Source organism: Ichthyenterobacterium magnum, assembly GCF_003610635.1.
Classification (GTDB): Bacteria; Bacteroidota; Bacteroidia; order Flavobacteriales; family Flavobacteriaceae; genus Ichthyenterobacterium; species Ichthyenterobacterium magnum.
In genome coordinates, this window is the sequence record NZ_RAQJ01000002.1 from 51,967 (window position 1) to 73,740 (window position 21,774).

Below are 21,774 nucleotides of genomic sequence, written 5' to 3' on the forward strand. Positions count from 1 at the left end.
ATAACTAATTAAATACCATTTTAATATGAAAAAAATTACATTGTTACTTTTTTTAACGTTTTGTTTTACCTTAAATGCTCAGGTATTAACAGAAGATTTTGAAGCGGCAGGAGTTCCTGCTGGTTGGACATCAACACCAACTTCAGGAGCAACAAATTGGACTTCTGCAGCAGCTAATAATAGTGGAAATGTTACACCAAGAACTGGTACTGGTATGGGATTTTACTATTCTGGTAACTATAATGGAGATATGGCAACATTAGAATCTCCAGCAATGGATTTATCTGCGGTTGCTTCTCAACAACTAACATTTTACTACACTCAAGAAGATTGGGGTGGTGATCAAGATGAATTAAGAGTATACTATAAAACTTCTGCAGCTGGAGCACTTGTAGAGTTGGCAGCTTATACAACTAGTGTTAGTACATGGACTGAGGTGAATTTGGTTTTACCAAATCCAAGTGCAGATTATTATGTGGTTTTTGAGGCAACTTCTGGCTACGGCTATGGAGTAGGTATTGATGATCTTGTTATTGATGATGCACCTTCTTGTTTAACTCCAGGAAGTTTAAGTGTATTTGCAACATCAACAACAACAGCTGATTTAAGCTGGATTCCAGGTGGTACAGAAACAGACTTTACTTTTGAGTTTGGAGCTCCTGGTTTTACACAAGGAACCGGAACAATAGATACGGTTACAGGAACTACAGGTTCAATTTCGGGATTAACAGCTGGAAATTCATATGATTTTTATGTTACAGCAAATTGTGCTGGTGGAGATAGTTCTCCTGCTGGGCCTTTTAATTGGCTTCAACCTGACTCGGGAGATTCTTGTGGTACAGCATATGTAGCTGCTTTAGAAGCAGATTGTGGCACAGCAACACCTACTACTTTAGATTTTACAGGAGCACCAAGTAATGTTTCAACTTCTTGTGATACATTTAATAATTATGGACTGTGGATTACAACAACAACTGATGCTGCTGGTGGTTTAACTGTTAATGCTTCTGGAACATTAGGAGGTATGGCTATTTATGATGCTTGTGGAGGAACTGAAGTTTTTTGTGATGGAGGTGATATAAGTCCTTCAACAGACGTTGTTTTATCGCCAAGCACACAATATTATTTATTTTTCTGGCAAGAAGGAACTGCTTCTACAGCAATGGTAGATATTTGTTTGTCTTCTTATACTCCAGCTCCAGCACCTGACTGTGCTGATGGAGTAAACTTCCCTGCAGATGATGCTACAGATATTGATGCTTTTGGAACAATTACATTAGATTGGGATGCACCTTCTGGAGGAGAAACGCCAACAGCATATAACATTTATAGCGGTACAACTTCAGGAGCTTTAACTTTATTGGCAACTGTAGATGCACCAGCAACAACGTATGATACAACCGTAGGAGCTTATAGTACTGAGATATTTTGGTCTGTAGTTCCTGTCAATGGAGCTACTGAAGCTGTTGGACCATGTGCGGAGTGGAGTTTTACATCTGCAGATGCACCACCACCACCAGGTAACGATTTATGTGATAACGCAACACCTATTACTTGTGGAGCTACATTAACGGCACAATCAACTGTTAATGCAACAGGCGGTAGTGCTACGTCTTGTGACGGTACTATAGGTGATGATGTTTGGTATCAATTTACTGGTAATGATATGGATGTAACAATTACGGTTAATGCATCAGTTGAAGAAGCACAAATCGGAGTTTTTGAAAGCGCAGATTGTGCAGGTATAACTGATTTAGCGGCATGTTTTGCTTCTGCTGCTGGAAGTGGAAGTAACCCTGTAGAAGTTACTTTTGCTGCTGCTGCAGGTAATGAATACTTTATTCAAGTTGGTAATTGGATTAATGGAGATCCTGGGCTTACATTTGAAATTAGTGCAACGTGTACACCATTCCCTACGTGTGGAGAACCAAGTAATTTAGATGCATCACCAACAGATGTTACAGCCGATTTATCTTGGGATGCTGCTGTTATAGGTACACCTATTGGTTACAATTGGGAGATTCAACCAGATGGCGTAGCACAAGGTACAGCAACACCTTTTACAGGCAATACTGTTGGTTTAACCGATACAGCTACTGGATTAACAGCTGAAACAGCCTATGACTTATATGTGCAAACAGATTGTGATGCTGACGGAACTTCTCTGTGGACTGGACCTTTTTCTTTCACTACAACTATTGCTCCACCAGCATGTGGAGGTAATTTCTATGATACAGGTGGAAATGCAGGAGTACACAGTGCTAATGAAAATTATACTATAACTATTTGCCCAGATACTCCTGGCGATGCTGTAAGTGTTGCTTTTACTAGCTTTTTAGTGGAAGGTAACGGTGATGGTGACTGTTGGGATGAATTATTGATATTTGATGGAGCCGATAATACAGGAACACCAATTACACCAGTAAGTTTAGGGTTAAATCCAGCTGCTGCAACTGATGGATTCTGCTGGCAAGCTGCTGGTGATGGTACTGCTGATTTAACAGGTCAAACAATAGTATCTTCTGATGCATCTGGTTGTTTAACGTTCACGTTTACTTCTGATGGTTCTGGACAGTTTGATGGTTGGGAAGCAACTGTAGGTTGCGCACCATTATCTTCTGCAGATATTGATAGAGCTAATGCATTTACGTATTACCCTAATCCAGTTAAGAGTACATTATCTTTAACTGCTAGAAATAATGATATACAAAATGTAGCTGTGTATAATATGCTAGGTCAAGAAGTATTACGTACTTCTCCTAATTCATTGCATACTAATGTAGATACATCTGCATTACAAACAGGAGCATATTTTGTAAAAGTTACAATTAATAATGTAACAGAAACAATACGAGTTATTAAGCAATAAGCTAATAGATAACCATAAAATATTAAAAGCCTTGCTAGTTTAGCAAGGCTTTTTTTATGCTAAGTTTTTTTGTAATTACATGATAATCAGATTGTAATAATATTTTTTTAAGAAAAAAATGAATGATAATTAAAAAATATGTGGTATAATTGTTAATTACTGTTAAACGATTATAATGGTTTTGTATCGGTTAACTTATATGTAATCATGATATTATATATTATTTTAGTGTTTAATAAATTAAAGAATAACCCAAAAATACCATTTACTATGAAGAAAATTACTTATTTATTTATTACATTTTTAATGGTTTCTATGACCTCAAATGCTCAGCTTACTGAGGGTTTTGAGTCTGGAATTCCTGTAGATTGGGCAACATTTAGAGGAGCCAATAATTTAGGAACAAGTTTTGATTGGACAGCAAGCACAGCAAATCCTTATGCAGGAAGCAATTCCGCTTTTGTTAGATATGAAAATGTATCTGGTGGATTAGCTGAAGATTGGATGGTTACTAGCCAAGTTGATTTAACATCATTAAATAATGCCCAATTGCGTTTTTTTACTAGACAAGGAGGTACAACTGATTATGGTTCTACATTTCAGATTATGATTTCTACTGGAACATCTCAAACTACGATGGGAGATTTTGTATCACTTGGAAGCATAACTGAAACAGAATTAAATGTAGTTGGTAATGTATACGAAGAAAAAATAATAGATTTAAGTGCGTATGATGGTGATATGATATATATTGCTTTTGTAATGACAAATGATAATGGAGATAGTTGGTATATTGATGACGTATCTGTAGATAATGGACCTCAATGTGATGCTGTTACTAATGTATCTATAACAAACCTATTAGATACTTCTGTTGATTTTGGATGGGATGCACCTTTAACAGGTATTCCAGCGACTTATGATTGGGAAGTTGTTCCTGATGGAAACGCTCCTGGTGTTGGAACTGTAGATTCTGGTGTAGAAAATCATCCAGATACTTCTGCTACAGCAACTGGTTTAACAGCAAATACTGCTTACGATATATATATAAGCTCTAATTGTGGTGTTAATGGTTTAGAAACTTTTGGTCCACTATCTTTTACAACACTTTTAGGGCCACCGCCAGCAAATGATTTACCAACCGGAGCTTTAACAGCAACTCAAGAAACAAGCATACCAAATGTAGCAGCAGCAACAGCAGTAGGCTCATCGATTGCTTTTGCTATTCAGTCTGGAGATTTATATGATTGTTTTGTTGGGGGAATTGTACCAGAAAATATTACAGCAGATGATGTTTGGTTTAAGTATACAGCACTTACCGCAGATGTAACCTTAACAGTAACATCTCAGTTTGATGCAGCTCTATCTTTATATTCTTCACCAGATGATACAGGAAATAGTATAACTAGAACACATTGTGTGGATGCTAATACATTTACACCACAAAATGAGGAGATAATGATATTATCTGGGTTAACCATAGGAGAAACATATTTCTTTAGAGTGTATCAGCCTAATGGTAGCATTCCTGCTGATCCAACGTTTACTTATAAATTATGGTCATCTACTACATTAGGAGTAGAAAATGTTCAAGAAAATGATTTGTTTACATATTACCCTAACCCTGTTAAAGATTATTTAAATGTTAAAGGAGAACATAATATTTTAAATGTGAGTATTTTTAATATGTTAGGTCAAGAGGTTGCTAGAGTACAACCAAATAAAGTTGAAGACAGAATTAACATGTCTAACTTGCAAGCAGGAACTTATATTGTTAAGGTTAGTACTAACAATACAACTAAAACATTACGTATATTGAAGCAATAGATTTTAATACTATTATAAATTTTCAAAAGCCACCAATTAGGTGGCTTTTGTGTTTTCTTTAATTACCTTTGTATTTAGTATGAATACATTCTATTTTTCATTTATAATCCCTGTTTACAATCGTCCAGATGAGATTGAAGAGCTTGTAAGAAGTATAACTCAATTAAATGGAGGTTATAAATTTGAAATCGTTATTGTAGAAGATGGATCTACTATTCCTTCAAAATCGATTATTAAAACATATCAGACACAGCTAGACATTTCTTATTATTTCAAAAATAATACAGGGCCTGGAGATTCTCGTAATTATGGTATGAAAAAAGCAAAAGGCAATTATTTTATAATACTAGATAGCGACTGTATTTTACCCAAAGAATACTTAATAGAAGTAAATAAGAGTTTAAATATAAATTATGTAGATTGTTTTGGAGGGCCAGATAATGCACATCATACATTTACTAACCTACAAAAGGCAATTAATTTTGCAATGACTTCTTTTATTACTACAGGAGGAATTAGAGGAGGGAAAACAAAAGTGGATAAGTTTCAGCCAAGAAGTTTTAATATGGGACTTTCTAAAAAAGCATTTGAAGCTTCAGGAGGTTTTGGAAGTATACATCCTGGAGAAGATCCAGACTTATCTATAAGGCTAAATAAATTAGGTTTTAAAACAAAGCTAATTAGTAATGCTTATGTATATCATAAAAGACGTATCTCATGGTCTAAATTTTATATGCAGGTCAATAAGTTTGGTATGGTGCGACCAATTTTAAATCAATGGCACCCAGAAACTAAGCGTTTTGTTTATTGGTTACCATCATTATTTAGTATAGGTTTTATTTTTGCCGTAATTTCTTTTCTTTTAGGGGTAAAACTTTTTTTGTTAGCTTATGGGTTTTATTTTTTATTGGCTTTTAGCATAGCTTTTTTCTCTACTAAAAGTTTAATAATAGCTTTGCAGTCAATTATAGCAATAACTATTCAGTTTTTTGGTTACGGTTACGGCTTTTTAAAATCTACAATTGCTTTAACAATTTTTGGGCAAGAACCAGAACAACAGTTTCCATATTTATTTTTTAAGCATGGCAAATAGATTAAAAATAAAGTTTATAAAAGCATTAAAGAATAAAAAGCTAAATGTATTTGGCGTATTCTTTTTGTTAGCCTTTTTGTTTTTGATACTAACTAAGCTATCAAAGAGCTATACAGAAACTATAAATTTTGACCTTAACTATAAAAATGTACCAGAAAACGTAATAATAACATCGAAAGAGCAACCAACTCTTTCTGTTGAAGTTTCAGCATTAGGGTTTAGATTAATGCCTTATTTTTTTCGTAAACGGACGTTTGATATAGATTTTAAAAAAGATGTTTATAAAACTAAGAATAAGTATTATTTAACAAGATCTAAATCTATTCAAAAGCTAAAGTCAACCTTTGGTGCATCTATTGAGGTGATATCTGTGCATCCAGATACAATTCAATTCCCTTTTGAGAGCTTATCGATGAAGACAGTTCCTGTTGTCTTAGATGAAAACATATCTTTTGCTTCTGGATATAATAGTTTAGAAGACTTCGTAATTATACCAGATTCTGTTAAAGTAATAGGCGGAATAGACAAAATTTCTGAAATAGATTTTATTTTAACCGAAGAGTTAAAAATTAAAAATTTGAAAGATAGCCTTAATCAAAACTTGAAATTGAAGCCTTTTAACGAAAACCAAAAAATAAAACTATCTCATCAAAGTGTTTTGGTAACCGGTAATGTTGAGAAGTTTACTGAGGGAAAATTAGAGATTCCAATTACAATTATTAATTTACCTTCAGATTCTAAAGTAAATTATTTTCCAAAAAAAGTTACAGTTTCTTACTATGTAAGTTTAAAAAACTTTAAGACTATTAAGCCGCAAGATTTTAAAGTTGTGTGTGATTATTTAGAAATTTCAGAAACAAACAATGCATATTTTACTCCTAAATTGATTAAAACGCATAACTTGGTAAAGCATGCTAAATTAAAGCACAATAAAATAGATTATATTTTAAAGCAATGATAATAGTTGGTCTAACTGGAGGTATTGGTAGTGGTAAAACCACAGTCGCAAATATGTTTGAAGAACTTCAAATCCCAGTTTACATTGCAGACAATGAGGCTAAATTATTAATGAATAGGTCTAAAGTTATTAGGAGAAAGCTAATAGCTTTGTTTGGAGACGAGGCATATATCTTAAAGGAGTTAAATAAACCATTTATAGCTTCAAAAATTTTTTCTAATAAGGCATATTTAGAAAAGATGAATGCTATTGTACATCCAAAAGTAGCTTCGCATTTTAAGCGTTGGTTTAAAAAACAAACGTCTCCTTATATAATAAAAGAAGCTGCAATAATTTTCGAACAAAATAAAGATAGTCAGTATGATTATATTATCACTGTAATTGCAAATAAAGAAGAGCGGATAAATCGCGTATTAAAGAGAGACAATACAAGCAGAAAAAAAATAGAAGCTATATTAAAAAATCAACTTAGCGATAAAGAAAAGATAAAGCGTTCAGATTTTGTGATTATAAATAATAACTTAGAAGAAACTAAAAATCAAGTATTAAAACTTCATAAAAAACTACTACGCTTACACAATTAATCTTCAAGTTTTAACATTTGTGTTAATGTAAGGTTAAAGACTAACTTTCGTAAATGTTAAAATGTTAAATTTGACCGATGGGCAAAAAGCTATTCGTTTTATTGGTAGTATTAATGAGTTTATCACTCATTGGCATTATTTTCGTTCAGGCATTCTTTATTAATAATACCTTAGAGAACGAAGAGAAGAATTTTACATCAAACGTAATACGATCATTAAGTTCTGTATCTAAAGCAATAGAAAAAGTAGAGTTATTAGGCTATAATAAACTCTACCAAGAAATAATAGAAAGCGGTAAAAAACCCGATACTACAGAGCTAAAGGCATCTATTGTATTTGATACTTTTGATGAAGAAAATAATAGATACATAAGAAATAGAAATGCTATTTCTGAAGAAAGTTTTAAAGTCCCATCACAGTTCTTTGACATTGATTTTGACACCATTAGTATTAGTAAATTTACTAATATTAGAGAACGTAAAGTATTTGAAAGAACTGAAGTAGATGGAAAAGTTTCTATAAAACCAATAGAAACCATTAAAAATTTTAGCGCTATGGATGAAATTGATAGAGCTATTTATAAATCATCATACAGAGAGTTTTTTAAAGATTATCCAGTTTACAAGCGAATTTCATCCGAAGAAGTTTTTAATTTATTAGAGAAACAATTAGAAGCCAATAACGTTAAAACAAATTTTGAGTTTGCCATTTACGATGAAGATTTAGCAACTAAAGTGCAATCAGATAATTTCGAAAAAACACCAAACTCCACTATAGGAGTTCCTGTTTTTTTAGATAATAATAATGAAAGTGATTTTATATTATATGTAGATTTTCCGCAACGTAGAAAATTTTTACTCTCATCAGTATTAGGAATGATAGCATTATCTATAATTTTCACCTCAATTATAATATTGGCTTACTCTAGCGCTATCTATCAGTTAATAAAGCAGAGGCAGATATCTCAAATAAAAACAGATTTTATTAATAACATGACGCATGAGTTTAAAACACCAATTGCAACAATTAATTTAGCTTTAGACTCGATTAAAAACCCAAAAATTATTGGAGACCAAGATAAAGTTAAGCGTTATCTTAAAATGATAAAAGATGAAAACAAACGCATGCATGCGCAAGTTGAAAATGTGTTGAGAATATCTAAGCTTGAAAAAAATGAATTAAATATTAGTAAGGAAAGAGTTAAGCTACACGACTTATTAGAAGATGCTTTAACGCATGTAGAGTTAATTGTTGAAGATAGAAAAGGGTATATTAAAACCCATTTTAATGCAGAAAAAACTTCAGTTTTAGCTAATGAAACACATTTTACTAATGTTATAGTAAATATTTTAGATAATGCAATTAAATATAGTGATGACGAACCTAAAATAGATGTTTATACAGAGAATGCAGGAACAAATGTTTTATTAAAAATTGCTGATCAAGGTAACGGAATGTCAAAACAAGTACAAAGACGTGTTTTCGAAAAATTTTATAGAGAACACACAGGTAATGTGCACAATGTTAAAGGTCATGGATTAGGTTTGGCTTATGTTAAACGTATAGTTGATGATCATCAAGGTTATATAACAGTAGAAAGTGAAAAAGGAAAAGGTAGTGTGTTTACAATTAAGCTACCATTAATATCTTAAAATTATGGAAGAAATAAATAAAAAAATACTCTTAGTTGAGGATGATCCAAATTTTGGAACAGTATTAAAAGATTATTTAACGATGAATGACTATGATGTTGTTCATGCAAAAAATGGAATGGAAGGCTTTGAAAAGTTTAAAAAGGACGATTATGATTTATGCATTTTAGATGTTATGATGCCTTATAAAGACGGTTTCACTTTGGCTAAAGAGATTAGAGAAAAAAACACAGATGTCCCTATCATTTTTCTTACAGCAAAGGCAATGAAAGAAGATGTTTTAAAAGGATATAAAGTAGGAGCAGACGATTACTTAAATAAACCTTTTGATAGCGAAGTATTATTAATGAAAATTAAGGCTATCATACAGCGTAAAGCGACAGATAGTATAGCAGACAGTAAACAGTTCGAATTTAAAATTGGTAAGTTTGATTTAAATTCTAAACTACGTTTTTTAAAGTTTAATGGAGAAAATCCAGTAAAACTATCACCAAAGGAGAATGAATTGCTACGTATGTTAGCACTTCATGAAAATGATTTAATGCCAAGAGAGTTGGCATTAACTAAAATTTGGAGAGATGATAATTATTTTACATCAAGAAGTATGGATGTATATATAGCTAAGCTTCGTAAGTATTTAAAATTAGATGAGAATGTAGAAATTTTAAATATTCATGGTGAAGGATTTAGGTTAGTAATTAACCAAAATGCATAATATAAAAATTTTAAGATATAAAAAAAAAGCCTATCATTATGATAGGCTTTACTTTTTAAGATAATCGAAATATTAGATAACTTTTACGTTTACTGCGTTCAATCCTTTTCTTCCTTCTGTTAAATCGAATTCTACTTCATCACCTTCACGAATCTCATCGATTAAGCCAGAAATGTGTACAAAATGTTCTTTGTTGTTTTCTTCTTCTGTAATGAATCCAAAACCTTTAGAATCATTGAAAAATTTTACGGTACCTTTACTCATAATATGATTTTATTAATAAGGCACAAAGGTAGTGTTAATTAATTGAAAACAAGTTGTTTTATTTTTTATTTACTAAGACTCTTTTTTAGGAAAATTATTTTTTTCTAAATCTTCTACAATTTTGCTAAATGCTGTATCATATTGATACCAAAACGTGTCTTTATTTTTCTTAAACCATGTGAGTTGACGTTTAGCAAAACGCCTCGTATTTTTTTTAATTTCAGATATAGCAAAATCTAAGGTCCAATGGTCATTGTAATAATTGAATAACTCTTTATAACCTACAGTATTTAATGCGTTTAAGTTTTGCTTAGAAACTAAACTTTTTACTTCATCAAGTAGGCCTTCTTTTATCATTATATCAACACGAGTATTAATTCTGTCGTAAATGATGTCTCTGTCTGCAGTTAAACCAATAGTTATAGTTTTAAAATTGCGTTGCTCTTTATTTTTATTTAAAAAAGATGAATACGGTTGATTGGTACCAATACAAATTTCTAAAGCTCTAATAACGCGATGCGGATTATCGATGGCAATAGATTGAAAAGCTTTACTATCTAACTTTTTTAACTCTAGTTGTAATACTTCTAAACCTTCTTCTTCTAGCTGTTTGTTTAACTGTGTTCTAATGCTTGAGTCTACTTCTGGAAAATAATCAAAACCTTTTGTTACAGCATCTACATACAAACCAGAACCTCCAACCATAATTACAACAGTATGTTTTTGAAAGAGGTTATTTAAAAGATGTATGGCATCTTTTTCAAAAGTACCTACATTATAATTATCTTCTATAGATTTATGATGAATAAAATGATGCTTTGCAGAAGCTAATTCTGTTAGAGTAGGAGCAGCAGTTCCTATTTGCATTTCTTTGTAGAACTGTCTAGAATCTGCAGAAATAATTTCGGTATTAAAATGTTGCGCTAATTTTATACTTAATGAAGTTTTTCCAATAGCTGTTGGACCAATAATGGATATTAAATGATTAGTCATGGTGTAATTCATTACCGCATTTGAGACAAAAATCTGCACCATCTTGATGTTTTTCGTTCAAACAATTAGAGCAAGATTGAGAGTTTAAGTGTACGGTTTTGTCATCATCTGCATCTTTATCAGATTTATGTTGCATTGTGTATTCTGCCGAAACAATACCTGTTGGTACAGCAATAATACCATATCCTAAAATCATAACTATTGAAGCAATAAATTGACCTAAAGGTGTTTGTGGAGCAATATCACCATAACCAACTGTGGTAAGCGTTACAATACACCAATATACACTTTTTGGGATGTTATCAAACCCATGTTCTTCACCTTCAATAAGATACATGATTGTACCTAATATGACTGATAAAATAATCACAGCAAATAAAAATACTGCTATTTTAGCACGGCTGGATTTTAAAGCTTGAACCAAAGTGTTAGATGCACCTAGATAACGGGCGAGTTTTAAAATTCTAAAAATACGCAATAATCGCAATGCTCTTAAAGCAACTAAGGCGTGAGTACCTGCAAATAAGATTGAAATGTATTTTGGTATCGTTGAAAGCAAATCTATTATACCATAAAAGCTAGTAATATATTTTAGTGGCTTTTTTACGGTTATTATTCTTGCTATATACTCAATTGAAAAAAGTATAGTTATAACCCATTCGGAGATATTAAGAAAATCATGATATTTTTTATCAATCCACTCTACACTTTCTAGCATTACAAGAATAATACTAGCAATAATTACGATGAGTAAAACAATATCAAACAACTTACCAGAAGGCGTATCTGCTTCATATATAATTTCATGAAGTTTCGTTTTCCAACTTTTATTTGATTTTTGCGTACTCATTAAGCCAAATGTACTAAAAAAGATTAGTTTTATGTAGATGTGTTAATTTGAACGATTTTAAGATTTTTATTGCGTCTTAAATAGTTTTGTATAATATGCTGAGCATCTCTATTGTTTTCCATTGGAGTGATAATAGATTTTAAGACCTCTACATTATTAATTTGGTAATTGAGGTCAAAAAAACCAAGACCTTTAAAAACACCATCTTCAATATAAATTGCGCTTCGTTCGTCAATATCTCTACCTTTATCAATAATAATCATGTCTTTGTTTGCATAACTATTTTTATTTATAAGTTGGTTAACGCGATTATTATAATCAGTAGATGCTTCTTCATTAATACAGGCACCATCACAAGTTTTAATTGTATAATTAAAGCAATTACTTTTAGTAGAATAAAGCCCAGTTAGTTTTTGACAAAGCTCATAATCTTCAACAGCTTTAAACATAAAACTCTTTGCACTTTGTCTATTTGTAAATGTTGTAATTAGATTTTCGGTTCCGTTGGCTTTATCGATTTTTAAATTAATATAACCATTAGCATCAATAAAATGGTATAAAGCGTGAGTGAAAGTGTTTCGTCTTAACGCTCTATTATGTAGCGGTTTAATTCTTTTTATTTCTTCACTTTCTTTTAGCAATGCAACAAGTTCGCTTCCTGTTATTTCGTAAGTTACTGTAGCTATTTGAAGCTGTATTTTTTTTGATTTAGAATTATCGTTAGTTAAATGCTGATTTATGCGATGCTTAATATTTTTGCTCTTACCAATGTAAATTATTTTGCCATCTTTATCATGTATGTAATATACACCAGTTACAGAAGGTAAAGCATCAATTATTTGTCTGTGGTTTGAATCCATTTTTTTTTTAGATTCTACTTTCACATTATTTTTTATAATATTTTTTTCTAAATCTTTACTTAGTAATATTTTAAATAGCTTTACAGTAGCCATAGCATCGCCATTTGCTCTATGTCTATCACTTACAGGAATGCCTAATGCTCTAGTTAATTTACCTAAGCTATACGATGCTTGCTCAGGGATAAGCTGTTTTGAAAGTTCAACTGTACAAAGTGTTTTGCGTTTAAACCCAAAACCTAGACGTTTAAATTCTGTTCGTAATATGCGATAATCAAACTCTGCATTATGAGCTACGATAATACAATCTTCGGTAATTTCAACAATACGTTTTGCAACCTCATAAAATTTAGGTGCATTTTTAAGCATCTTACTATTTATGCCAGTTAGGTTAACTACAAAAGGTTGAATCTCACGCTCAGGATTAACAAGACTTATAAACTTATCAACCACATTATGTCCATCAAATTTATAGATTGCAATTTCTGTAATGCCTTCTTCATTATACTGTCCGCCAGTAGTTTCTATGTCTAAAATTGCGTAAATGTCTTAAAAGTTAAAAGTTAAAAGTTTCTGTTGTTCTATAATTTATCAGCAATTTGTCTACTGTCTACTGTCTACTGTCTACTGTCTACTGTCTTATATTTTCGATGGCCAAATATACGGCTTCCTACACGAACCATAGTACTTCCGCATTCTATAGCTAGTGGATAATCACCACTCATTCCCATGCTAATAGTATTGAGTTGGCAGTTAGTAGTTTTTAGTGTCTTTAAATCATCAAAAGTAGACTTTAAATGACTGAATTCTTTTTTAATTTGTTCTTGATTGTCAGTAAAAGTTGCCATTCCCATAAGACCGACAACTTTTATGTTTTCTAATTCTGAAAAATCTTTTGATTTAATAAGCTCTGAAGCTTCATCTTGTGTCATTCCAAATTTAGAATCTTCTGTAGCGATTTTAATTTGAATTAAACAGTCTATTGTTCTATTGTATTTTTTAGCTTGTTTGCTAATCTCTTTTAGGAGCTTAACATTATCAACACCATGAATTAAGTTTACAAAGCTTGCCATGTATTTTACTTTGTTGCGTTGTACATGACCAATCATGTGCCATTCTATATCTTTTGGCATTTGTTCATGTTTTTCAACCATTTCTTGGATTTTGTTTTCACCAAAAATACGCTGACCAGCATTATAGGCTTCCATCAAATCACTAACAGGTTTCGTTTTTGAAACAGCAACTAAAGTGACGCGCTCAGGAAGTGTAGATTTTATATGGTTTAGATTGTCTTTTATATTCATTTCAATATATGGTGGTTCTCTTGTAAAATATTATAAACAGATTTTATTATTGATAAGTCTTTTTCAACTGAAATATCAAGTCCTTTTAAATTATACTCATGAAAAAACTCTCTCTCTGGATATATATTTATTTCATTTCTATTCCAATAATATCTGCCAAGAAGGTTATTAAAATTACCTTTCAATTCTGACATTATTTTATAATATGCATCATAGTTTTCAATAATAACATTTATCCTATGTTTAACTTCTAAGTTAATTCCAGGTATTGGAAAGTTTTTTATCTCAATAAAATCATTATAAGTGATTTTATAGTCATCAAATAAATCTTTTAAATTCTTAAAGACTTTTTTATATCTAAGCTCTTCAAATTCTTCATAATCAATTTCTTTTGAATTATCATTAGATTTATTTTCATTAAATAATTTAAGCTTAAGTTCAGAGTTATTAATAATAGATTCAATTTCAATTAATGAATCGTTAAATATTTCATAATCGGTATCTTTATGAATTAGTATACCCATTTCTCGATTATTCTTTTCTGAAAATTCATATAAGTTCATTGAAGTAATTATCATTGAGTTCTCATTATGATAGCACTTTGCATGCAAATTATAAAAATAATAGATATCAATGTTTTTTAACGAAAATAGAATTTTATGTTGCTCACTATCTAATTCACTTTTACCATAAATTAGAGTTATATGAATGTCTTTTTTGTCAGCGTCAGAAATACGCTCGATTAAATTTTTACTTAATTTAAGAAAAGGAGTAACAAGTGTTAGAGATTTTTTTGCATTAATTATTATATCTTCTATATGATACGAATTGCCTGTTGTGGTTAAAAATTTCGCCATTGTAGGATTTTTGGTTATGTGATAGTTTTGGAGCTTACATAATTGATAATAAAACAAAAACATTAAATTTCATAGACAAATAAACGATTAAACATATAAACTGATACACCTATTTTAAAACTCATAAATTGTAACACCACTTCTAAGCTTAGGCTCTATAAATGTACTCTTTGGTGGCATTTTAAGTCCGTCGTTTGCAATGTTTTTCATTTCTTCAATGTTTATAGGAACCATCCCGAAGCCAACAGCAAATTCACCACTATCAACACTACTTTTTACATTTATAACGTCTTTTTTACCATTACTATACATAATACGATTATCATTACGTAAATCGTTAACGCCTAAAATAGGTTGTAAAATGGTATTGTAAAGTATCTGAGCATCGAGTGCATCGAGTGCGTTTTCGAAATTATATAGTGACTTACGTAAGTATAACGAATAGAATTCACCATCTAAATACATACTAAAATGGTGTTTTTTTGAAGGCTTATAAGGAAGCTTTCCTCTGTTTTCTATTCTATAAATAGTATCTAACTGAATTAAAAACTCTTCTTTACTCAAACCATTTAAATCCTTTACAAGTCTATTAAACTCATGTATTCTTAAATCTGATTCAGGGATGAGATACGTCATAAAAAAATTATAACTCTCATCACCTTTATGATTTGGGTTATTTTCTTTTTGATCTTTATATAACAAATATGAAGACGCAGAACGATGATGACCATCTGCAATATAGATGGTTTTCATGGCGTTAAATTGCTCTGTAATTATATTTAATGTGCTTTCGTCTTCAATTTTCCAGAGGTAATGTGTATCTCTATATGTGGTTGTAAATTCAAATTCAGCACGTTCTTGTTGAACTTCAGAAATTATATTTGAAATGGTTTTGTTATCTGGATAGGTTAGGAGTACAGGCTCTGCATTAAAGCCTACAGTTTTTAAATAGTCTTTAAAAATTTGCTCGCGATACTCAATAGTATCTTCATGTTTTTTAATGATGTCATTTTGATAATCTTCTGCACTTGCAGCAGCAATTATACCATTAAACACTTGATGCTCTCTATCTACAATTTTATAGACGTAATAGCTAGGCACATCATCTTGAACAAAAACATTATCTTCTTTAAATTCTAGATAACGATTTTTAACCAAGCTATAACGTTCGGTTCCTGTAATTTCTCTAGCGTATTTATATCCAGGATTTACAATATGCAAAAATGAAAACGGATTATAATCTAATCGAGCTTCACGTTCAGCCTGTGTATAGGTTTGATATGAGCGTGATGCCACAAGACTTACTTTGTCTCGTGTTGGTCGAACAGCTTTAAACGGAATTATTTTTGCCATGTATTTAAGTTTTCAGTTTCAGTTTACAGTCACAGTTATTAAAACTGTTAATTGAGACTGATTACTTTGAGAATTGCAAAGCAATTTTCTCAGCTTTTCTACTTTCAGAATAATCATAAAAACCTTCACCAGATTTTACACCTAATTTACCAGCATTTACCATATTTACTAATAATGGACAAGGTGCATATTTAGGGTTTTTAAAACCATCATACATAACATTTAAAATAGATAGGCAAACATCTAGACCAATAAAATCGGCTAATTGTAATGGCCCCATTGGATGTGCCATACCAAGTTTCATAACCGTATCAATTTCGTTAACACCAGCAACGCCATTGTATAAGGTTTCAATAGCTTCATTAAGCATAGGCATTAATATTCTGTTAGCTACAAAACCAGGATAATCATTAACTTCTGTAGGTGTTTTACCTAAAGTTCTAGACATATCCATGATAAGTTTTGTGACTTCATCACTTGTATTATAACCACGAATAATTTCTACCAGTTTCATAATTGGTACAGGATTCATAAAATGCATACCAATCACTAATTCTGGACGCGATGTTACAGCAGCAATTTGCGTAATAGAAATGGATGATGTATTAGTTGCCAAAATAGTGTCTTCTGGACAAGCTTCATCTAACTGCTTAAAAATTTTGAGTTTTAAATCAAGATTTTCTGTTGCAGCTTCAACTACTAAACTTGCATATTCAACACCTTCAGGAATACTGGTAAATGTTGTTATATTACCTAAAGTTTCAGCTTTATCTGCTTCGGTGATTTTTTCTTTAGCAACCATTCTATCTAAGTTTTTAGTAATGGTAGCCATACCTCGTTTAAGAGAGGCTTCACTAATATCTATTAATTGAACTCTAAATCCGCTTTGCGCAAACGTATGTGCAATACCATTTCCCATGGTTCCTGCTCCAATAACTGCGACGTTTTTCATTGAATATTTTTTTTATTTATTCCCATGAAAATGGGAATCTTAATTAATAATTATTTATGTTTAAATAGTTCTCGACTTACTTTGTAAGCTATTTTCGTTCAAAATATATTTTGTTCTCAATAATGCTCGAACTGACAAAATTTAAAATTGATTTATAATCATTGTAGCAACACGTAAAGCTTCTGTGCCATCATGTAACGTTACAATAGGTTTTGTATTTGTGTTTATGGCGTGAGCAAAAGTTTCTAACTCATCTAAAATTGCATTATTGTTAGCAATTTCTGGGTTGTCAAAATAGATTTGCTTTTTTATGCCTTCTGCATTTTGAAGAATCATATCAAAATCTCCAGGTTGTTCTGGCGCATCTTTCATTTTTACAACTTCACATTTCTTCTCTAAAAAGTCTACAGAGATGTAAGCATCTTTTTGAAAGAAACGTGTTTTACGCATATTTTTTAAAGAAATACGACTTGCAGTAAGATTTGCTACACAACCGTTTTCAAACTCTATACGTGCATTTGCTATATCTGGCGTATCACTAATAACAGAAACACCACTAGCAGACACATTTTTCACCTTAGAGTTTACAACGCTTAAAATAATATCGATATCATGAATCATTAAATCTAAAACCACAGGAACATCAGTGCCACGAGGATTAAACTCAGCTAAACGATGTGTTTCAATAAACATTGGGTCTTTAACCTGATCTTTAATGGCTATAAATGCAGGATTAAAACGCTCAACATGACCAACTTGACCTCTAATGTCATGCTCAGTTAAAAGTTCTCTAATATGCTCAGCTTCTTCAACCGTATTGGTAATAGGCTTCTCGATAAAAATATGTTTGCCTTTTGCAATAGCTTGTTTTGCACAATCGTAATGTGATAAGGTCGGCGTTACGATATCAACCATATCTACAGCCTCAACTAAAGCCTCAATAGAATCGAAATATTTATAACCAAACTCAGCTTCTACTTTTTTTGCATTTGTTTCATCAGCATCATAAAACCCAACAAGGTCATATTTTTCTGATTGATTAAGAAGTCTTAAATGAATTTTTCCGAGATGACCAGCACCAAGAACTCCAGCTTTTAGCATTGTTTTACGTTTTCAACAAAAATAAGATATTTCGATATTTATTTGTGTGAATTTAGTAATAAAATCTACTATTGATTAATAGTTTATAATTAATGAAAAATTAGTTTCTAGCTTTAAAATCTTTGAGTAATTTTAGCTTTGAAAATTGCTAACCATTGAAAGACACTTTTAAACATAAAGGCATGCGACAGCAACTTGTAGAAGTTGTTAAAGCTAAAGGTATTACAGATGTAAATGTACTAAACGCTATTGGTAAGATACCAAGGCATTTGTTTATGGACTCTAGTTTTATTGATCATGCCTATCAAGACAAAGCATTTCCTATTGCGGCAGATCAAACCATATCACAACCTTATACAGTAGCTTTTCAAACCGAATTACTACAAGTAAAGCAAGGCGATAAAATTCTTGAAATAGGAACAGGAAGCGGTTATCAAACTGCTGTGCTATGTTTATTAGGCGCACAAGTGTTTAGTATTGAGCGCCAAAAAGAACTATTTAAAAAAACGAGCCAGTTTTTTCCTAAGCTGGGTTATAGAGCAAAAAAACTCATTTTTGGTGATGGCTATATTGGCTTAGAAGACGAAGCACCTTTTGATAGTATTATTGTTACTGCTGGAGCACCTTTTGTGCCAAAACCGTTATTGAGCCAGCTTAAAATTGGTGGACGTTTAGTAATACCAGTTGGTGACGAAATACAAATTATGACACTTTTTACAAGAAAAGGGACAAAAGAATTTGAACAACAAGAATTTGGCGAGTTTAGATTTGTACCGCTTTTAGAAGATAAGAATTAGATAGATATAGTTATTATAAATACGTTGTAAAACATTAGCACAAACCTATGAAAAAAGCTTTAACATTATTGATTCTATTAAATTTAGTCGTTTCTTGTTCAGAAGATGACTCAGCAAATGAGCAGGAATCTGCTGAATTTCCAACGAATATTACTTTATCATTACAAACAGCCGAAATAGGAGATATTTTAACAATTAATGGTAGTGGATTTTTAGTTAATGAAACTTATACAGTTACATTTTCAACTAATATTATTGGAAATATTACAGAGATTAATTCTGATTTTATAAATGTGGAAATTCCACAAAATGCAGTAAGTGGAAATATAACCTTAACGTTCAATGGAATAACGTATGTTATCGGTGATATAACAATAAACACATCTTTGATTACAAGATTATTTACTTACAAGAATCAAATAACACCAAGTCAAATAGTTGAAATTGATAAAACAACAGGAAACGAAATTAGTGTAATTGCTAACATAAATCACAATAATTATTTAGCAGATTTTAATTTTGATTCTTCGACTAACGAGATTATTTGCGACTATTCAGATAACAATGTAAAGTATTTATATAAGATAAATGTTAACACAGGAGAAACTATTTCTGTTCAGAGTAATCCAACAAATGGAAGATACGAAAATTGGATTATGAGTAATGATAATAGACTTTTTGCTTATAAAGATCAAATAACACCAAGTCAAATAGTTGAAATTGATAAAACAACAGGAAACGAAATTAGTGTAATTGCTAGCATAAATCACAATAATTATTTAGCAGATTTTAATTTTGATTCTTCGACTAACGAGATTATTTGCGACTATTCAGATAACAATGTAAAGTATTTATATAAGATAAATGTTAACACAGGAGAAACTATTTCTGTTCAGAGTAATCCAACAAATGGAAGATACGAAAATTGGATTATGAACAAGGAATAATGGCGTTTTACTAGAACATGTATAACCAAGAAGTAATAGCTTATAAATTTAAAGCTATCACTCCTTGATGTGTATTTTAGGTTTCTAAAAAATAATAAAACAATCTTACTTATTGTCTAGTATATGTTTTTGTAATATAATTAGAATTTTCTACAGATTTTAGTATAAGTGTTTCGTTTCTTGGTGTTGAAATTTCTGCATTCATGATACCATTAATTGTAATAGAACTATGGTCTATTGTATAACTATGAGTAACATCAGAATCTAGCTCGCAATTATTATTTGAGTCAAAAGCATAAGTTTTTATGATGACCTCATTTGAGGTGTTAAAGTTTAGTGATTTTAAAAGTTCACAATCATTTAAACTTACATCTGTATCATTTTCGGTTATACTTGCTAATTTCCATTCACCAATAATAAATGTTTCATTAATTGTTTCAACAACATCATCATCGCTACATGAAGTTGCAAAGCTAAAAGTAATTAGCATTAATAAGGATAATAAATTTTTACTCATTTTGTTTTTTTTAGACTGTAAAGCCATTAGTATTAAATTTTGAGCAAAACTAATTTAGCAAAGTAAAATTGAGGTTTCTATTTGTTAGAAGTGAATAATTATGGACAACCTTTTAGTTGTTTATATGTAGTTTTTTGTATTCTGAAGGTGTATATCCTGTTTCTTTTTTAAATCCGATATAGAAAGCAGATTTAGAGTTAAATCCGGCTTCTAAGCCAATAGCAAGAATATTGTAATTTTTAAATTCATCATTTATTATCATTCTTTTTACGTCTTCAACTCTATAAAAATTTAAATAGTCTGAAAAACTTTTTTTAGATACTGCGTTTATAACTTGAGAAAAATAACCAACGCTTATTCCAATTTTTTCAGCAATATCATTTCTACTCAATTTGGGGTCTTTATAGAGTTTGTCTTCTTCAAGAAGCGCTATCATTTTTTGAAAATGAGGATTTTCATTTATGTTACTTAGCTTAGGTTTTGTTGATTTTGGAGATTGTTTTTCTTGATTTACAACCTCTCTTATTTCGTATCTATTTCTAGCTAGCCTAAATTTATAGATGCCTATGTAACCAACCCAATAAAAGAAAAAGTTTAAAATGAGCCATAAAATAAATGTATAATCTCCATAAAAATAATAATCTAATATTTCTAAAATCACCCATGTTGCTACTACTAAAACATGAAAACCATAAAATATTTTTATCCATTTTGAATCATAATTTATAGTGTAATTATTAGCTCTTTTTTTTCTAAAAAGGATATTGTATTCTACAACTAGGAGAATTAAATTTAGAATAATTGATGCATAGTATTCAACACCATAAAAACTAGAAATCCATTGTGTGTTAGTTATATTATATAACTTAAAATAAAAATGACCTCCAATATATAGGTTAACTATTAGAGAGATAATAAAAGGAAGCAATAACAGTAAATACTTAGTGCTTAATTTTTGCTTGGGATTTAAAAATTTTTGATAGTATATAAATAAACAAACAGGAAAGAGTAAAACAAGCTCTATATCTTCTAAAATTCGATAACTAGGATGCTGTTCATACCAATTGTATTTTAATAAGCAGTATTGAATATTTATAAAAACACCTATTAGTAGTGCAGCACCTAGGTATAAATTGGTATTACTTTTAAAGAATTTAGAGAACAGAATTGCTAACGAAAAGAATAATCCTTGAACAATTCCGATGAGAATAAAAAAGTCTATAAATTCAATATTCATTTTTCAGTATTTCGTTAATTTGAAAACCTTAAGCAAAGATATAATGA

20 protein-coding genes are annotated in these 21,774 nt (G+C 30.7%); 9 read left to right on the forward strand and 11 right to left on the reverse strand.

What is annotated here, in order from left to right; all coding sequences use genetic code 11:
• Positions 1 to 25 precede the first annotated feature (25 nt).
• The 7 genes from BXY80_RS06275 to BXY80_RS06305 all read left to right on the forward strand — a co-directional run bounded on the left by BXY80_RS06275 (position 26) and on the right by BXY80_RS06305 (position 9,698).
• Positions 26 to 2,869 carry a T9SS-dependent choice-of-anchor J family protein gene (locus BXY80_RS06275; RefSeq protein WP_120200419.1) on the forward strand — a complete coding sequence of 948 codons (2,844 nt, stop codon included), beginning with the start codon at positions 26 to 28 and terminating at the stop codon, positions 2,867 to 2,869.
• A 270-nt stretch (positions 2,870 to 3,139) separates the two neighbouring features.
• Entirely contained in the window at positions 3,140 to 4,696 is a 1,557-nt protein-coding gene (locus BXY80_RS06280; RefSeq protein WP_162843278.1) for a T9SS-dependent choice-of-anchor J family protein, read from the forward strand.
• Positions 4,697 to 4,775: 79 nt separating this feature from the next.
• Positions 4,776 to 5,789, forward strand: coding sequence for a glycosyltransferase (locus BXY80_RS06285; protein WP_120200421.1), 1,014 nt, complete (start codon positions 4,776 to 4,778; stop codon positions 5,787 to 5,789).
• Entirely contained in the window at positions 5,779 to 6,747 is a 969-nt protein-coding gene (locus tag BXY80_RS06290) for a YbbR-like domain-containing protein (RefSeq protein ID WP_120200422.1), read from the forward strand. The genes BXY80_RS06285 and BXY80_RS06290 overlap by 11 nt, the downstream gene beginning before the upstream one ends.
• Positions 6,744 to 7,331 (forward strand): dephospho-CoA kinase, encoded by a 588-nt coding sequence (coaE, locus tag BXY80_RS06295; RefSeq protein WP_120200423.1) that lies wholly within the window; start codon positions 6,744 to 6,746, stop codon positions 7,329 to 7,331. Before BXY80_RS06290 ends, coaE begins: the two co-directional genes overlap by 4 nt.
• Positions 7,332 to 7,408: 77 nt before the next feature.
• Entirely contained in the window at positions 7,409 to 8,983 is a 1,575-nt protein-coding gene (locus BXY80_RS06300; protein WP_162843279.1) for a sensor histidine kinase, read from the forward strand.
• 4 nt (positions 8,984 to 8,987) lie between these two features.
• Complete coding sequence (locus tag BXY80_RS06305; RefSeq protein WP_120200425.1) at positions 8,988 to 9,698, forward strand: response regulator transcription factor; 711 nt, start codon at positions 8,988 to 8,990, stop codon at positions 9,696 to 9,698.
• 72 nt (positions 9,699 to 9,770) lie between these two features.
• Here BXY80_RS06305 and BXY80_RS06310 read toward each other — a convergent pair whose 3' ends face one another.
• The 9 genes from BXY80_RS06310 to BXY80_RS06350 form a co-directional block, all read right to left on the reverse strand.
• Positions 9,771 to 9,962, reverse strand: a complete 192-nt coding sequence (locus tag BXY80_RS06310) for a cold-shock protein (RefSeq protein WP_120200426.1) — start codon at positions 9,960 to 9,962, stop codon at positions 9,771 to 9,773.
• A gap of 72 nt (positions 9,963 to 10,034) precedes the next feature.
• Positions 10,035 to 10,967 (reverse strand): tRNA (adenosine(37)-N6)-dimethylallyltransferase MiaA, encoded by a 933-nt coding sequence (gene miaA, locus BXY80_RS06315; protein WP_245977188.1) that lies wholly within the window; start codon positions 10,965 to 10,967, stop codon positions 10,035 to 10,037.
• On the reverse strand, positions 10,948 to 11,805 hold the full coding sequence (locus tag BXY80_RS06320; protein WP_120200428.1) for an ion transporter: 858 nt from the start codon (positions 11,803 to 11,805) through the stop codon (positions 10,948 to 10,950). Before BXY80_RS06320 ends, miaA begins: the two co-directional genes overlap by 20 nt.
• 29 nt (positions 11,806 to 11,834) lie before the next feature.
• Complete coding sequence (locus BXY80_RS06325; RefSeq protein WP_120200429.1) at positions 11,835 to 13,208, reverse strand: exonuclease domain-containing protein; 1,374 nt, start codon at positions 13,206 to 13,208, stop codon at positions 11,835 to 11,837.
• A gap of 71 nt (positions 13,209 to 13,279) precedes the next feature.
• Complete coding sequence (locus BXY80_RS06330; protein WP_120200430.1) at positions 13,280 to 13,966, reverse strand: YggS family pyridoxal phosphate-dependent enzyme; 687 nt, start codon at positions 13,964 to 13,966, stop codon at positions 13,280 to 13,282.
• Complete coding sequence (locus BXY80_RS06335) at positions 13,963 to 14,823, reverse strand: phospholipase D family protein (protein ID WP_162843280.1); 861 nt, start codon at positions 14,821 to 14,823, stop codon at positions 13,963 to 13,965. The genes BXY80_RS06330 and BXY80_RS06335 overlap by 4 nt, the downstream gene beginning before the upstream one ends.
• A gap of 114 nt (positions 14,824 to 14,937) precedes the next feature.
• The gene (locus tag BXY80_RS06340; protein ID WP_120200432.1) at positions 14,938 to 16,176 is read right to left on the reverse strand and encodes a DUF1015 domain-containing protein; all 1,239 of its coding nucleotides are present in this window, start codon (positions 16,174 to 16,176) and stop codon (positions 14,938 to 14,940) included.
• 61 nt (positions 16,177 to 16,237) lie between these two features.
• A complete protein-coding gene (locus BXY80_RS06345; RefSeq protein ID WP_120200433.1) occupies positions 16,238 to 17,128 on the reverse strand; it encodes a 3-hydroxyacyl-CoA dehydrogenase family protein in 891 nt (296 codons plus the stop codon).
• 141 nt (positions 17,129 to 17,269) lie between these two features.
• Positions 17,270 to 18,229 (reverse strand): Gfo/Idh/MocA family protein, encoded by a 960-nt coding sequence (locus tag BXY80_RS06350; protein WP_120200434.1) that lies wholly within the window; start codon positions 18,227 to 18,229, stop codon positions 17,270 to 17,272.
• Positions 18,230 to 18,384: 155 nt separating this feature from the next.
• Between BXY80_RS06350 and BXY80_RS06355 the strand changes: the two genes are divergently transcribed.
• Both BXY80_RS06355 and BXY80_RS06360 read left to right on the forward strand, forming a co-directional pair.
• On the forward strand, positions 18,385 to 19,026 hold the full coding sequence (locus BXY80_RS06355) for a protein-L-isoaspartate(D-aspartate) O-methyltransferase (protein WP_120200435.1): 642 nt from the start codon (positions 18,385 to 18,387) through the stop codon (positions 19,024 to 19,026).
• A gap of 47 nt (positions 19,027 to 19,073) precedes the next feature.
• A complete protein-coding gene (locus BXY80_RS06360; protein WP_120200436.1) occupies positions 19,074 to 19,973 on the forward strand; it encodes a hypothetical protein in 900 nt (299 codons plus the stop codon).
• Between the two features lie 109 nt (positions 19,974 to 20,082).
• Here BXY80_RS06360 and BXY80_RS06365 read toward each other — a convergent pair whose 3' ends face one another.
• Entirely contained in the window at positions 20,083 to 20,490 is a 408-nt protein-coding gene (locus BXY80_RS06365; RefSeq protein WP_162843281.1) for a lipocalin-like domain-containing protein, read from the reverse strand.
• Between the two features lie 112 nt (positions 20,491 to 20,602).
• On the reverse strand, positions 20,603 to 21,727 hold the full coding sequence (locus BXY80_RS06370) for a helix-turn-helix domain-containing protein (RefSeq protein ID WP_120200438.1): 1,125 nt from the start codon (positions 21,725 to 21,727) through the stop codon (positions 20,603 to 20,605).
• Positions 21,728 to 21,774 lie beyond the last annotated feature (47 nt).